This is a genomic window from Streptosporangium sp. NPDC004631, assembly GCF_053601935.1.
In genome coordinates this window covers 1-12532 of the sequence record NZ_JBSGCR010000031.1, presented here as the reverse complement: position 1 = coordinate 12532, position 12532 = coordinate 1, and the positions used below count along the sequence as shown (strand labels likewise).

Sequence of the window (12532 nt, the reverse complement as noted above, 5' to 3'; positions counted from 1 at the left end):
GGGCGGCCGGGTCCCGGCCGGGCCCGTCCGGCCCCGCCCCCTCCGTCCCCTCCGTCCCCTCCGTCTCCCGCGCCGCCCCTCCGGCCTACCTGACCTTGACGTGCCCCACCGGCAGGTGGTCGCCCAGGTGCGGATCGTCGCCGGCGGCCTCCCCCGTGTCGTGCGGAAACTCGTGCTCCTCGTTGAGGAGCAGTGACAGTCCCGGAGCGTCCTTGACGAAGCGCAGGGTCTTCTCCAGGCAGACGATCGAACCTAGGTCGTGCCGGTTGACGAAGCGGATGTCGTCGGCCAGGGCCTTCATGATGAGCAGGCCGCGGCCGTGCTCGGAGGTGGGGGAGGGCGAACGCGCCCCGGAGAAGTCGAAGCCCTTCCCCGCGTCCACCACCTTGATCACACAACGGTCGTGGAAAAGCTCGGTACTCACCATGTAGTCGTCGCTCGGGGCGGCGTGCTGTATCACGTTCGAACACGCCTCAGAGAGCATGAGCTGGATGTCCTCACGGATCTGCGGTTCCACCCCCAGCGTGCGGAGCGACGCATCCAGCAGTTGCCTGATGACGGGAACACTCGCGGCGTCGCGCGGTAGGCGCAACGCGATCGTGGCCTCCACAGTCCCTCCTTCACAGCTGACCTCTAGAGCCTTGCCCTGCCTGGCCCGTCCTAATCGAACGGGAGGAGGTCGTGTCCGGACGCGGGCCCGGCGGATATCGGATGATCACGGTACGGATCGGGTCGATCATGGCGCGGGACCGGTGGATCTCGGTGTGGGACCCGAGCGGACAAGGGACCGGGAGCGGCGGGCGCCTACTCCGCGAACGCGTCCACGGCCGCCTGGTCGAACGCCTTGAGGTCGTCGGGCATCCGGCTGGTGATCAGGGTGCCGGGGCCCGAGGTGCAGACCACGACCTCCCTGTCCTCCCAGCGCGCCCCGGCGTTGCGCAGGTCGGTCTTGAGGCTCGGCCAGGAGGTGACCGTCCGGCCGCGGACCACGTCGGCCTCGACCAGGATCCAGGGCCCGTGGCAGATGGACGCGACGGGCTTGCCCGCCTCGAAGAAGTCCTTCACGAACCGGACGGCGCCCGGCACGGTCCGCAGGATGTCCGGGTTGGCGACGCCGCCGGGCAGTACCAGCCCGTCGAAGTCGGCCGCGGAGACCTCGTCGACCGTCGCGTCCACCCGGAAGCGGTCGGCCCTGTCGAGGTGGTGAAACGCCTGGATCTCACCGGGCCGCGTGGAGATCAGCCTCGGGGTGCCTCCCGCCTGCTGGACGGCCTGCCAGGGCTCGGTGAGCTCGACCTGCTCAACCCCCTCCGGGGCGACAAGGAAGGCGATCGTCTTGTCGTTGAGCATGATTTTCCCTCTCTGACGTGTGGCTCTGCCTGTCAGGGGGCGGTCATGCCCACGCTGCGGGAATCCATGTGGGAGGTGTCGATTCCGGGGCGAATCTTGCGCCTGCGCAGACCCGAGGCGATGAGCCTGGCGAGGAGCTCGCGCGAGGGCACGGGCTCCGCGCCCAGCGAGACCGCCCGTTGGTGGACGGTCTCGGGAACGTCGTAGTGATCGCGGTCGAACGCCCGCCGCGGCACGCCCAGCAGGGCCGCGAAGGCGTGCAGTTCCTCGATCGAGTCGTCGCTGACCAGGTGGGACCAGAGCAGGCCGCGGGGACCCGGCCAGTTCGGCGGGTCGATGAGGACGCTCACCGGTGCAGGAGTTCGAGCGCGACCTCCAGGGCGGCGGCCCGGCGCTCGTCGTCGGGGATCGCCTCGTCCTTGAGGACGAACCAGGAGGCGTGCAGGGCGAACAGGGCCATCGAGTTCCGCAGCCGGGTGGTCGCCGGGTCGTCCGGCTCGACGAGGAAGGTGAGCAGGTCGAACATCTGGTCGCGGACCCTCTCCATCACCGGGTGGCTCTTCAACGCGGTCTGGTTGCGCTCGAAGAACCGCATGACCTCGTGGTGCCGGCCTCGGTGCAGGCCGTCGGAGTAGCGGCGGAGCAGCTCGCGGCGGGTCTCCTCGGAGGGGGGCCGGGTCGCGGCCCAGGCGATCAGCTCCTCGACCGCGTGCAGCCGGTTCTCCATCAGGCTGGTGACGATCTCGTCCTTGCTCTTGAAGTGGTAGTAGAGGGCGGCCTTGGTCACGCCGAGGGCCTCCGCGATCTCACGCAGGGAGGTCGCCTCGTAGCCCTGCTCGGCGAAGAGCTCCAGGGCGATCTCCTGGATACGCGTCCGGGTGTCGACGTTTTCCCTCATGGTCCCCTCTGCCGAGAAATCAACGTGACGGGTGATACGTAGTGGTCCTACCTTCCAGCATAGTCGAAACTGGCCGGTCGGCCAGTAAGGAAGATCATTTCCTGAAAGACGGCGGAGGACGGGGGGTGGAGACCACTCAGGCCGCGGCCGTGCCGGCGAGGCGGCGCGAGGTCACGACGGTGCCGCCGGCCGCCCCCGTCGAGAAGATCCCGCCGCGCGGTGCCGCGGAGCGGCCCGACGACGTCGAGGCCCGGTCCCGGGCCGGGCAAGTCGTGACCCAGTGGAATCCAAGTCCCCCCGGACAGACTGGGCGACATGGAAACAACCGCTACCGCCGCCGGATATGTCACCCGGCGGCCCCTGACCGAAGACGCCGCCGACATCCACGAGCTGATCTCCCTCTGCGACACGCAGGTGATCGGCAAGGCGGACATGACCCTGGACGACGTCACCGACCAGCTGAACGAGCCGTCCTTCGACAGGGAGGCCGACGGCTGGGTCGTCCACGACGGGGCGGGACGCCTGGTCGGCTGGGCCTGGGCCTGCCGCAAGGGCGTCGGCGACAACGTGGACATCGACGTGGTCGTGCATCCCGATGCCGCGGGACTCACCGGTCACCTGTGGGACACCGTGATCGAGCGGGCCGGCCGGATCGCGGCCGAGCTCGGCCACGACGCGGCCGTGGTCGACGTCGGCCTGTACCGGGAGGACAGCGGCAAGCGCGCCATCGTCTCCGCCCGGGGGTTCGCGGCCGCGACCAGCTTCATCCGGCTCCTTGTCGACCACGGGACGCGGGTCCCGGAGCCCGATCCGCTGCCCGGCCTCTCGATCCACCACGGGGACACCGAGGAGGTCCGCCGTCAGGGGCACGCCGTCCAGCAGGCCGGTTTCGCCGAGCACTTCGGGTTCAGCCCGGTGGGGTACGACGAGTGGTACGCAGACCTCGACTCCTCGGCCAGCACCGACTGGGCACAGCTGGCGGTCGCCCGCGTCGACGGCGAACCGGCGGCGATGCTGCTGGGGACCAACGCCTTCGCCGGGGACGAGAACTGTGGCTACGTGCGCCGGCTGGCCGTGCTGCCGGGGTTCAGGGGGCGTGGACTCGGCCGGTTCATGCTCCGCAGGGCGTTCGCCGCCGACGCCCGGCGCGGCAGGGTCGGCACCTACCTCCACGTTGACGCCAACAACAGCACGCCCGCGCTGGACCTCTACCTGTCGGTGGGCATGCGCCAGGTGCTGGCCATCGACGTCTGGCGCCGCGAGGTCTGACCCTCTCCGGCGCCGAGGAAACCGGCCGGCGGCGGATCCGCCGGTAAAACCGCCGGCGAACCTACCGGGGAGCCGGGACCACCCGGTGTTTGGCGAGGTGGGCCAGGACGGCCTGGTTGGCCTCCCAGCCGTCGGGAAACCTCACCGGCACGCCGAGCTGGACCGGCTCGGCCGACGGATGGGCGTCCAGCAGTTCGGGGATGCCGGCCCTGGCGACCACGACGCAGGCGTGCCGGTGGCGCGAGGTCAGCACGCACAACCGCCCCGACTCCAGGTGGAAGGCGGTGGCGTCGCGGCGGCCCGACAGCGGGTGGAGCACGATCGTCACGTCGTACTCCCGCCCCTGGAGCCGGTTGGCCGTGTCCACCGTGATCTCCTCCGGCACCCCGGCGGCGCGGATCGCGGCGACCTGGTCGCGGTGCGCGGCGCCGATGGCGATCCGGCCGGCCGTCACCCGGTGGCTGCCACGCTCGGAGTGCGCCACCGGCGCCCGCTGCAGCAGCCGTACCGCCAGCACCGCCACCGCCTGCACGGCTTCGGCGTCGGTGCGCACGGTGTGACGGCTCGGCAGCTCGTACAGCGCCCAGCCCGAGGCGGCGGCCTCCTCCAGAGCCCGGTCGTAGGAGGTCCGCATGCCGTCCACCGTCAGCTCCAGCGACCGGTCGCCGTGTCCCGTCCCGGACCGGAACGCGGTGAACGGGTAGAACGCCTCGGAGACCACCGGCGCCGCGGAGGCGGGCAGCCGCCAGGACACCGGCAGCCGGTGCACCGGCAGGTCCGGGTTGTGCCGCAGCAGCACCGAGACCGCGCTCTGCACCGGATCCCACGACAGTCCCGCCCAGCGGTCGCCGTCCACCACCGAGAACGGGTCGAGCTGGCCGGGGTCGCCCACGAACAGCGACCGCTCGAACAGCGAGGCGATGCGCAGCAGCTTGTCCGACCGCATCTGGTACGCCTCGTCCACGATCGCCCACGGCCAGGTCCGATCGCCGACCCAGGCCCACTTGTCGGCGGTGGCGACCACCACGGCGGGGTCGCCGAGATCGGGCAGCCTGCCCGCCACCGAGACGTTGGAGTGGGCCAGCACGCGGCCGGGCGTGACGTAGCCGCTCGCCGACAGGCGGCCGATCGTCAGGTCGGGATGCCCGGCCGCCAGCCTGTCCACCAGGTCGTCGACCTGCTCGTTGGTCTGCGCGACGATCATCAGAGGCTCGCCGGTCCCGGCGATGTGCCCCGCCGCCCTGACCACCAGGGTGGACTTGCCCGCCCCGGGCGGCGAGTCCACCACCACGCCCCGGTGGCGGGGCAGGTCGGCCATGACCGCGTCGACGACCGCCGCCGCCTCCTGCCCCGGCGTGACGCCGCCGCCCGGGTGAACGCTCACGACCACTCCTCCTGCGCGTCCTCGTCGCCGGGCACGTACTCCTGCGGCGGCCCGCCGTGGGTCCACGGCGTCAGCTCGGGGTCGGGGAGCGCCGCCGAGGACTGGAACTCGTCGGTCAGCGAGGTGTAGGTGACCCGCTCACCCGGCTCGGGCACCGAGCCGGGCGCCGGCGACCTGCCCCGGCCCATCCCCTTGACGATTTTCAATGTGATCTCGCCCGCCGAGGCCCCGACGATCTCGGCCGCGTGCCCGCGCCGGTCGGGGCTGCCGACCGTGGTGCCCGGTGCCAGCCGTACCGGGTCGGCGGTCCGCACCGTGATCAGCGGCCGTAGCCTGCGTGAGCGCCCCTCGCCCTCGGTGTGCCCGGGGTCGGCGGTGGTCACCGTCCCGGCGAACGCCTCGCCGCTCAGCCGGTACTCGGCCATGACCAGCGGATCGTCGTAGGCCCGCTGCACGTCGTAGCCCGTCCGTGCCCGCTCCAGCCCCGCCAGCCGCGCGGCGGCGCCGACCGCGCCGTCCCGGCGCGCCTGGGGTGGCCCGCCCTCGGCGATCCGCTCGGCGAACCGGGTGAACGACCCCCGGTCGGTCTCCCAGCGGTCGCGCACCCGAGCCCCCTCCGGCAGGGCGCGCAGAACCTCGGCCGCCCGCCACATCAGCCGCCAGGTCGGTTCGAGCTGGGTGCGCAGCGCCTGGGCGACGCGCTCCACGGCGCGTTCGGTGGGCGCCTCCTCGTAGGCCCGGATCGCCGGGCCGAGCACCTCGTTGTCGAAACCCGGATCGGTGGCGGGCCCGGCGGGAGGCCAGAGCAGCGGATCCTCCCCCTCCTCGGCGGCTCGCCGCCCCGTCGTCCCCGGCGGAGGGTCGATCCATCCGAGCAGCGCCGCCAGGTTGGCGTCCTCCAGGCCGCTCTGACCCGTCGCCCAGTGCAGGCTCAGCGCCTCGGTCGCCGTCAGCAGCAGGCAGGAACCCGGCTGCTGCGACCGGTCGGCGAAATAGGTCAGCCAGCGGCCGAGCAGCGGCACCGACGGGTGCACCGGATGGGGGCCGTCGGCCCGGCGGAACCGGGTGGAGCGGCCCAGCAACCCGAGGAAGCCCGCGGCGGGCCGGTTCGGCACCAGGATCTGCGGCGCCTCCAGGCACCGCTCGTACGGTTCGCCGCCCTTCCTCTCGACCGTCTCGGTGGTCTTCCCGAACCCCTCGATGTACGGCAGCAGCACCTCGGCCAGCTCGGCGGCGAAGGAGAACCGCAGGTCCCGGTTGCGCGGCTGGGGGACCACGAGCAGCCGGGGATGACCGGGGTCGGTGCCCACCACGGCCCCCAGCGGGGCGGCGGCCTCACCGGCGAGCCCGAGCGGGACGATCACCATCGGGTTCGGGGCGAGGTGGCAGTGCCGGACGGTCGTGACGGGCTGCGCGACCCCGTCCCTGACGGCCCGCAGTCGCGCCAGCGCGGTCAGCGCGCTCAACGGAGACACTCCTCGCGCAGCCGGTCGGCCGTGCGGAGCAGGCGGGCGATCTCCTCCTGGCCCTCGGCGGCCTCCAGGGTGCCCTCGGCGATGCCGAGCGCCTCGGCCATGCCGGAGACGCCGCCGAGCTGGTCGCGGACCTGGCGGCCGAGCAGGTCGGTGGAGCCGGCCTCGCGGGCCTCGTCGCGGCAGAACACGCACATGTCACAGGTGGACAGGCAGTCGGGCGCGTAGCGGGCGGGCACCCGGTACAGCGCCTCGGCCAGTTCCCCGGCCGGCCGGGTCGGCACGCCGTCGCCGTCCGGGGCCAGGTCGAAGGTGAGCCCCTCGGGGAGCCCCTCAAGCAGGTGGTCCACCCGGGTCATCCGGGTGAGCTGCCGTTTGAGCACCGCCAGCTGCCTGCGCACGTCCACCGGCGTGACCACCGGCCGGTTGGCGAAGTTCTCCGGGCAGACGAGCAGCACCTCGTGCGAGACGCGCCCGGGGTCGTGCCCCAGGTCGGACAGGAGCGCGCGCAGCGCCAGCACGTAGACCGCGGCCTGCCTGGCCGCCGCCGAGACCTTCCCGGGCTCGGCCTGGCCGTCGATCACCGCGAACGACTTGATCTCCACGATGTGGAAGCGCTCACCGAGCTGGAAGGCCACCACGTCGGGCTCAAGGTAGGAGGTGTGACCGGCGATCCTCAGGCTGAGGAGCGGATGGTCGTAGAAGACGGCCGTCCCCTCGCCCGCCCGCGCGGCCCGGTCGATCAGCGCCCGGGTGTGGGAGTGGCGCAGGTGGGAGCCGACGCTCTCCACGTCCTGGTAACCGACCTGGGCGACGGGCAGCCCGAGCAGCTCGCGCAGCAGCCGCAACAGCTCGGCGCAGCCGTTCTCCTTGACCAGCGCCTCGAACACGTTCCCCCGGGCGATCGCGAACTGCGACTGGCCGAAGGGGGCGGGGAAGCCGAGGTGCCGGGCCGTACGGTCCTTGTCCACCCCCGCGGCGTCCATCAGCGCGCGGCGGGCGCAGCCGGGGTTGGCGGCCAGCGCCGCGATGGCGCGGGCGTCGTGCGGGCGCGCGGGCACCGGCCCGCGCAGTTCGTCCAGTCTGTTCACCGAACACCTCCGCCGGTGCGGGTGGTGTGCCGCCCGCCGTTCAACAGGCACCTCTCAGCGTGCTCAGCGCGGCGGCGCCGAACAGCCGCTCCACGTCCGGCAGCCTGCTGCCCATCCGCTCCGCCACCTCGGCCCGCTGCTCGGCGTCGGTGGCGCGGTGCACCTCCAGCTCGGCTCGGGCCGCGCGGATCGCGGTCGCCGGATCGGCGGGGACGAGACCCTCGACGGCGCCGGGGATGTTCTGCGCCATCCGCGACAGCAGCCGCAGCGCGCCGGGCGGGGGGTCGGCCAGCCGGGTCAGGTGCTCGGCGATGCGCATGGTCGAGGTGAGGAAGTCGACGCGCGGGCTCAGCGGCCCGAGCGCCCGCCGCTCGGGCGCCCAGGTGCTGTCGGCCAGCAGCCCCCTGGCGGGGGAGAGCCGGTCGGTCAGCGCGGCGCACAGATAGTACGGCCGGGCGTAGGGGTCGCTGCGGAAGGAGCGCTCCTCGTCCCTGCGCAGGCTGGTGAGCTGGGAGCCGCGCAGCGTGCGGGAGAAGAGCGCGTCGTTCACCGCCACGATCAGCTTGGCCGAGGTCGGCACGCCCAGCAGGGCCAGCGCCTGGTGCGCCTGTTCCCTGATGGGCAGCAGCGACGTCCCGGGGCCGGAGGGGGGCGGTGCGGGCTCCTCGGCGGTGATGGCCGCGTCCCACGCCTGCTCGGCCCGGCGCAGCTCCCCGCGTAGCGATCGGGCGAGTGAGTTCTCCCTCACCCTGAGCGCCCGGCGCACCTCGGCGCGGAGTTCGGCTATCCGCCGCTCCAGCGCGTCCAGTGATTCACTCACGGCCCGGAGCGTAACAGGAGTTCCCCCGGTCTCCCTTGAATTCCAGCGAATTCCAGCATTAAAGTGCGAGCTATGGTGTGGTAATGGGCGGACAAAAGGGGCATTTAATGCGGAACCTATCGCAAGGACGGGCCGTTCACCTCCTCGACGTCGAGAACCTCGTGGGAGCCGCGCGTCCCGCCACCGGAGTCGTCCGGACCATGATGAGCCGCTACCGCGAACGGGTCCCCACCGGAGGCATGGACCAGTACGTCGCCGCGGTCAACCACGGAGCCATGGTCTCCGTCGGCCTGGCCCTGGCCGGCATTCAGCTCCTGGTCCGCTCGGGCCCCGACGGAGCCGACCACGCCCTGATCGAGGTGATCCGCCTGGACCGTCTCGCCGACCGGTTCGAACGCGTGGTCATCGGCTCGGGGGACGGCACGTTCACCGAGTTCGCGGGCCGGCTGGCCGGGGTCGGCGTCCAGGTCGTGGTGGTCTCCCGTCCCGGCGCGCTCAACCACCGGCTGCGCCGTACGGCAGGTCAGGTCATCCCGCTGGACCTGGCCGCCTGACCACCGGGCAGGGTCGCCCCGGCCGCCCCGGCGGCCCCGGATCGCTGCCCGGCGGACGGGCTCCGGCTGAGATTCTCCATGATCATCAGCCCTACCCCCGCCAGCAGCAGGATCACGAAGGCCACCGCCACCGCGACGAACACCCGGGTGTTCGACGGGCCGGAAACACCCGGGGCGGCCCTCGCCGGCGACCGGGTCTCCCCGAGCCCCCGCAGGTTCGGAGAGGTCGCGTGCGCGCGCACCGGTTCCATGCCCCCCGCCTCCCCGCCCGCCGTGAGGTGACCGGGCGGCATGCCGTACGGCGGGGGCGGAGCGAGGGGGGCGGCAGCGGCCGAGTGGGGCGTGGGAGTGACGGGACGCGCGGAGACCTGCCTGAACCCCCGGTCCAGACGGAGATCCGTGAGAGCGTCCCTGAGCGCCGCCACGGACGGGGTGCGCCGCGCCGGATCGGTCGCCATGGCCTGGCGGAGTACGGCCGTCAGCTCCGGCGGCACACCCGGGATCTCCGGGACCGGCAGGCGGTGCAGGGCCATGATGACGGCGATGTTGACCACCCCGCTCTCCGGGAACCTCGGCGGCCGGCCCGACAGCAGCGCGTAGAGCGTGGCCGCCAGCGAGTAGACGTCCCCGGCGGCGGCCGGATCGGTCAGGTCGAACGCCTCGGGCGGCGCGTAGGCCGGGGTCAGCGACTCGCGGGTCACCGAGACCTCCCCGCCCGACGACGGCATGGTCGCCAGGCCGAAGTCGGAGAGCACCACGTTGCCGTACCGGTTGATCAGGATGTTGGCCGGCTTGATGTCGCGGTGCAGCACCCCCGCGGCGTGCGCGGCCGACAGCGCGTCCGCGATCCGGATGCCGATGTCCGCCACCTCGGCGGGCGGCAACCGCCCCTCGGCCCGCATCCGGTCCAGCAGCGACCCGCCGGGACAGAGCTCCAGCACCATGTACGGCCGGCCGTCGGCGAGCACCCCGGCGTCGTAGACGTGGGCGACGTGCGGATGGCCGGAAAGGGCCCCGGCCGAGGTGACCTCGCGCATGAAACGGCGCCGGTCGCGCTCCGAGACCAGCACCCGATTGTCGACCTTGAGGGCAACCTCGCGCTCCACCGCCAGCTGCCTGGCCCGGTAGACGATCCCGAAACCGCCCTGGCCGAGCACGCCGGACACCTCGTAGCCCGGTACCGTCAAGGCACTCGCCTCGGTCACCCGCCACCTCCTGACGACCGGCAGGTTACCGGAGTTTCACCTCCATTCCGGTTGCGCGTGCCCCCACCTCGGAGCGGAGGGCCGGTACCGTCACCCCGGCCCGTGCTCGCACCAGATCCGCCAGCAGCGCGTCCCACCGGGCGCCGACGGCGTCCAGGCCGTATCCCGCGGCGGTGCGCACCGCGTTGCGGCCGAGCCCGGCCCGCAGCTCGCGGTCCTCGATCAGCCGGCAGACGGCCTCGGCGAGAGCCGCCGGCCGCTGCGGGCGCACGAGCAGGCCGTCGTGCCCGTGGGTAATGATCTCCCCGGGGCCGTGCGGGCAGTCGAAGCTCACCACCGGCACCCCCTTGCTCATCGCCTCCAGGATCGTCATGCCGAAGCCCTCATAACGCGAGCTGACCACGTAGATCGACGACTTGGCCAGCTCGACGCCGATCTCCGGAGAACTGCCCATCAGCAACACCCTGTCGGCCAGGCCCGCATCCTCGATCCTCGCGCGAAGCCGCCGCTCGGCCTTCTCCGTGCCGCCGCCGTAGACGCGCAGCACCCAGTCCGGGTGCGCCGCCGCGACGTGCTCCCACGCCGTGACCAGCCGGTCGAACCCCTTGGCGTGCACCAGCCTGCCGATGGCGACCACACACCTCTCCTCCAGCGCCGAGACGCCTCCCGCCAGGTCGGGCACGGCATTGGGGATGCGCAGCAGCCGTCGCGGCGGATCCGCACGCAGAGCCTCGGCGTACTGGTCGAGATCGGCCCGGGTGAGCGTGACGAAGGCGTCGAGCCTGCCGTACCGCCGCCTGATGAGCCGCCGGACCTCGGGGGAGTGGACGTCGAGTGCCACGTGCTCCTGGCCGATCGTCAGGACGTCCGGAGGCGCCAGCAGCGCGGTGACCAGGTTGAAACCGGGCCGGGTGGAGATCAGCACACCGCCGCGCAGCGACCGCAGGAAGGCGGCCAGCCGCAGGTCGGTCCAGAGCGTGAGTGAACGGTAGACATTCTCCTGCTTCGGGACCAGCACACTCGGCAGCCGTGACAGCAGCCGGGCGATCCAGCCGCGCGGCCTGGTCCTGTCGTCCAGGAACGACACCCGCACCCCCTCCGGGATGGGGAAGAACGGCTCCTCCGCGGCCCGGACGACGGACACGATCTCCACATCCCGCTCGCGTGCCAGATACCCCGCGAGGTTGAGCACGGTCCGGATGGTGCCGCCCATCCCATAGGCGTGCTGCAGCAGAATCCTGACCGTCGCGGTATCCGGTGCGGGCGCGCGGCGGGCCCGTCTCCCGTTGACCGCCTTCAACAGCCGTAACACCGCGCGCCTGGCCACGTCACCGGCCGTGTCACGCGCCTTCGCCGACAGCGTGCCCCGCCTCTTCCCCGGCCTTCTTCCCGATTTCCCCGACTTCTCTTCCGGCAACTTCGGAGCCCCCTGCTCAACTGGTTTCCCGCCGTACGGCGTGCCTCGCACCCGCCGGCTTCCCCTGCCCCGCGAACACGCGGGATATCCCACCGTCGGGATGTGAACACCGCCGCCCGTCACCCACCCCGGCGCACGTCGCGCCAGGTCCCGCCAGGAGACCCGGTGCCACCCGTGATCCTGCGACTGAGTCCGGGAACCACCGGTTCACGGTTCGCCGACACCCTGCCGGGGTTCACCTCCTTCTCGGGATTTTCCGGATTCCCTGATCTGCTCGATATAAAGGAATGTAGAAAACCCGCCGATGCCATTGTCCTTAAACAGCAGACAATGGCATCGGCGGCCCTCGGCGTTTTTCAGCGGCTTCGGCGGTTCACGGCGGGGCGGTCGGGACGCGAGCCGGGGGGCCGTCCGGGCGGGGTAAGACCGCGCGGGAGGCCAAGGAGAGGGGGTTCCGGGCGATGCCGCCCCGGTCCGCTGTCCCGGCGCGCCGGCCTGGGGCGCCGGTCGCCGCCGGGCTCGCGGTCCCCGAGGCTCCGGCCCGGTATTCGACTTCAGATGCTCCGGCATCCCTCGCGGACGTGGCATAAGAGGTGTCTTATCCGCTGGAGCCCGACAGTCTGCGGTGCGTGTGGGCGCAAGGGTGCCTCCCACCGGAGGTGGTTGATTTGACGAGGTGGAGCGCTGTCCATACAGTTCACCCCACCTGGTGGAACCGGCGTCGTAGCCGAGGGCCCCAGGGAATCCTTCCAACCAAAATTCCCGCACTGGGATCTCCGTGTCCCGGTGAGGTTCGATTCGACATGGATCGGGCGTCGGAGTAAATTGGAGGGGTTGCTCCGGAGACGGAGGAACGAAATTCGAGGATGGTTCGCCGGGTCGCGTCAATTTGACTCGGGAAAGCGGGCCTGAAAGAATAAAGGCACAACGAAGCAAACGAAACGCCCTGGAAGCTCCGGCCGATCGGCTGGGTGACCGGTGAACGCGTCCGTTTCTTGAGAACTCAACAGTGTGTTAAAAGCCAGTGCATGATGCACAACCCCGCCCCTGTTCCGCGCTGTTGTGGTGTGGA

General features: G+C 71.9%; 12 protein-coding genes. 2 read left to right on the top strand and 10 right to left on the bottom strand.

Features of this window, described 5'->3' with window-relative positions; genetic code table 11:
* Positions 1-85 precede the first annotated feature (85 nt).
* The 4 genes from ACWEF2_RS25525 to ACWEF2_RS25510 all read right to left on the bottom strand — a co-directional run bounded on the left by ACWEF2_RS25525 (position 86) and on the right by ACWEF2_RS25510 (position 2248).
* A complete protein-coding gene (locus ACWEF2_RS25525) occupies positions 86-610 on the bottom strand; it encodes an ATP-binding protein (protein ID WP_453818873.1) in 525 nt (174 codons plus the stop codon).
* A gap of 194 nt (positions 611-804) precedes the next feature.
* A complete protein-coding gene (locus tag ACWEF2_RS25520; protein ID WP_453818872.1) occupies positions 805-1350 on the bottom strand; it encodes a type 1 glutamine amidotransferase domain-containing protein in 546 nt (181 codons plus the stop codon).
* Positions 1351-1382: 32 nt separating this feature from the next.
* Complete coding sequence (locus ACWEF2_RS25515) at positions 1383-1700, bottom strand: DUF4031 domain-containing protein (protein ID WP_453818871.1); 318 nt, start codon at positions 1698-1700, stop codon at positions 1383-1385.
* The gene (locus ACWEF2_RS25510) at positions 1697-2248 is read right to left on the bottom strand and encodes a TetR/AcrR family transcriptional regulator (protein WP_453818870.1); all 552 of its coding nucleotides are present in this window, start codon (positions 2246-2248) and stop codon (positions 1697-1699) included. Before ACWEF2_RS25510 ends, ACWEF2_RS25515 begins: the two co-directional genes overlap by 4 nt.
* A gap of 315 nt (positions 2249-2563) precedes the next feature.
* On the opposite strand from ACWEF2_RS25510, the gene ACWEF2_RS25505 reads away from it, so the two are divergent.
* The gene (locus tag ACWEF2_RS25505) at positions 2564-3517 is read left to right on the top strand and encodes a GNAT family N-acetyltransferase (protein ID WP_453818869.1); all 954 of its coding nucleotides are present in this window, start codon (positions 2564-2566) and stop codon (positions 3515-3517) included.
* 61 nt (positions 3518-3578) lie between these two features.
* On the opposite strand, the gene ACWEF2_RS25500 is transcribed toward ACWEF2_RS25505, so the two are convergent.
* From ACWEF2_RS25500 to ACWEF2_RS25485, 4 genes are read right to left on the bottom strand one after another with little or no spacing between them, the layout of a single operon-like run.
* Positions 3579-4901: an AAA family ATPase gene (locus ACWEF2_RS25500; RefSeq protein WP_453818868.1), complete on the bottom strand. Its 1323-nt coding sequence runs from the start codon at positions 4899-4901 to the stop codon at positions 3579-3581.
* Positions 4898-6376 (bottom strand): hypothetical protein, encoded by a 1479-nt coding sequence (locus tag ACWEF2_RS25495; protein WP_453818867.1) that lies wholly within the window; start codon positions 6374-6376, stop codon positions 4898-4900. The genes ACWEF2_RS25500 and ACWEF2_RS25495 overlap by 4 nt, the downstream gene beginning before the upstream one ends.
* A complete protein-coding gene (locus ACWEF2_RS25490; protein ID WP_453818866.1) occupies positions 6364-7464 on the bottom strand; it encodes a hypothetical protein in 1101 nt (366 codons plus the stop codon). The genes ACWEF2_RS25495 and ACWEF2_RS25490 overlap by 13 nt, the downstream gene beginning before the upstream one ends.
* Before the next feature lie 40 nt (positions 7465-7504).
* Positions 7505-8284 carry a hypothetical protein gene (locus ACWEF2_RS25485; protein WP_453818865.1) on the bottom strand — a complete coding sequence of 260 codons (780 nt, stop codon included), beginning with the start codon at positions 8282-8284 and terminating at the stop codon, positions 7505-7507.
* Between the two features lie 107 nt (positions 8285-8391).
* Here ACWEF2_RS25485 and ACWEF2_RS25480 point away from each other — a divergent pair, with 107 nt between their 5' ends.
* On the top strand, positions 8392-8838 hold the full coding sequence (locus ACWEF2_RS25480) for a hypothetical protein (RefSeq protein WP_355599932.1): 447 nt from the start codon (positions 8392-8394) through the stop codon (positions 8836-8838).
* On the opposite strand, the gene ACWEF2_RS25475 is transcribed toward ACWEF2_RS25480, so the two are convergent.
* Positions 8808-10043: a serine/threonine-protein kinase gene (locus ACWEF2_RS25475; RefSeq protein ID WP_453818864.1), complete on the bottom strand. Its 1236-nt coding sequence runs from the start codon at positions 10041-10043 to the stop codon at positions 8808-8810. The two genes, ACWEF2_RS25480 and ACWEF2_RS25475, sit on opposite strands and share 31 nt — an antisense overlap.
* Positions 10044-10068: 25 nt before the next feature.
* Positions 10069-11460 (bottom strand): glycosyltransferase family 4 protein, encoded by a 1392-nt coding sequence (locus tag ACWEF2_RS25470; RefSeq protein ID WP_453818863.1) that lies wholly within the window; start codon positions 11458-11460, stop codon positions 10069-10071.
* Positions 11461-12532 lie beyond the last annotated feature (1072 nt).